Here is a 1,713-nt window from a genome sequence, read left to right as displayed (position 1 = left end):
CCCATTTGTGCGTACGCCAAGCGAAGTCGCATCGGTTATCGATTTGCTAGCGAAGTTTGATCTGCGCCGTGGTGACCAAGGTCTGAAAGTCATCATGATGTGCGAACTGCCATCAAACGCAGTGCTTGCCGATGAGTTCTTGAAGTACTTCGATGGCTTCTCTATCGGTTCAAACGACATGACTCAGCTAACGCTTGGTCTAGACCGTGACTCTGGCGATGTGGCTCACCTGTTTGATGAGCGTAACGCAGCGGTGAAAATCATGCTGAAAATGGCGATTGATGCCGCAACCAAAGCAGGCAAGTACGTAGGTATTTGTGGTCAAGGCCCATCAGATCATGAAGATTTGGCGGAATGGTTGATGGAGCAAGGCATTAGCTCTGTTTCACTCAACCCAGACACCGTTATCGACACTTGGTTACAGCTAGGTAAAGTTAGCAAGTAATTTGCCGAAAGGAAGCCACTTAACACAAGTGCTCCTAAACCAATGAGACAAAGCCCTCAAGCTGCGGTTTGAGGGCTTTTTTGTTGGGCTTATATCACGCCCTTGTCAAGGGTACGTGAGTTCGTGACGTCAATCCCAACCTAGAATCATCGTCAATTTTCCCTATCCAAAATTTCACCTAAAATGAAGTAAAACCGACCATGTTTAGGACGAGCTCTAATGAAAAAGCCGATCGTTATCTTAACCACACTTATGTTACTCACCTCTCCAGCTCATGCAGATTGGGACGAGATATCCAACAAAATGTCTGAGCTAGGCGAAGCGGTTTCGGATACTGCGCAAGATGTTTGGGACGACACTAAAGCCTTTTCAAAACAAGCGTGGCAAGATTTCACGAATTGGTCCGAAGAAGCAATCAATACGGCTGGCGAATGGACAGATGCCAGTATCGAAAAAAGCAAAGAATGGATCGATGCCGCAGACAAAAAAATTGATGAGTTGATGGAAGGCGACACGCCAGAAGAAGCGCGTCAAGCGATTGATTTGATGGCCGATAGCACCTTACTCAAACTCTTTAATGAAAAACCAGAAGCGAAAGCGATTTACGATAAAGCTTACGGCTACGCCGTTTTTGATTCTCGTAAACTCTCTTTGCTTTTCCACACTAATTCAGGCTCTGGTGTGGCGGTAGATAAGACCACCGAAAAACGCACCTACATGAACATGTTTGGTATGGGGGTTGCGCTAGGCCTCGGGGGCAAGTTTTATCAGCAAGTGGTTTTGTTTGAAAGCAAACAAGACTTCGATACGTTCGTCAACGAAGGCTGGGAAGCGACCAGCGAAGCTTCAGCAGTTGCAGGCGAAGATGCCGAAGAGTTCTCTGCACAGTTCAACAGCGGCGTTGCCGTTTATCAGCTCAACTCAAAAGGCTTACTTATCGATGCAAACGTATCTGGTTCAAAATACTGGGTAAATGAAGAGCTCACCAACGCCCAGTAATTTACCTGCTCTGATTGAAAACACTTCACAACAACGAATGGTTTCACAGGAATTGATAAAAATCTGAGCATTAAAAATCATAGAATTAACAATCGAGAACGCAAAACTGAGTACCTGAGCAACTTTTTAGGGGGAAGTCACGAGAAGATGGTGACTTCCCTTTCTCGTTGGATTGCTTTTGGTTATGCTTGCGCAAAATTAAATCATGTCAACTCGATGATCGCATGCCTAACCAAAACTTTAACGCGCAACTCGCAGAAGCAATTTCT

Annotated in this window: 2 protein-coding genes; both read left to right on the top strand. The window is 45.5% G+C overall.

The window, feature by feature from the left end:
- Positions 1 to 445 (top strand): putative PEP-binding protein (locus R8N28_RS24095; protein ID WP_318183534.1); only part of this gene is annotated, 445 nt, incomplete at its 5' end.
- Positions 446 to 664: 219 nt separating this feature from the next.
- Positions 665 to 1,444 carry a hypothetical protein gene (locus tag R8N28_RS24090; protein WP_005464130.1) on the top strand — a complete coding sequence of 260 codons (780 nt, stop codon included), beginning with the start codon at positions 665 to 667 and terminating at the stop codon, positions 1,442 to 1,444.
- The last annotated feature ends 269 nt before the right edge of the window (positions 1,445 to 1,713 follow it).

This window comes from Vibrio sp. Vb1554, assembly GCF_033344235.1.
The sequence above is the reverse complement of the archived record's forward strand: the minus strand, read 5'-3'. Positions and strand labels throughout refer to the sequence as shown.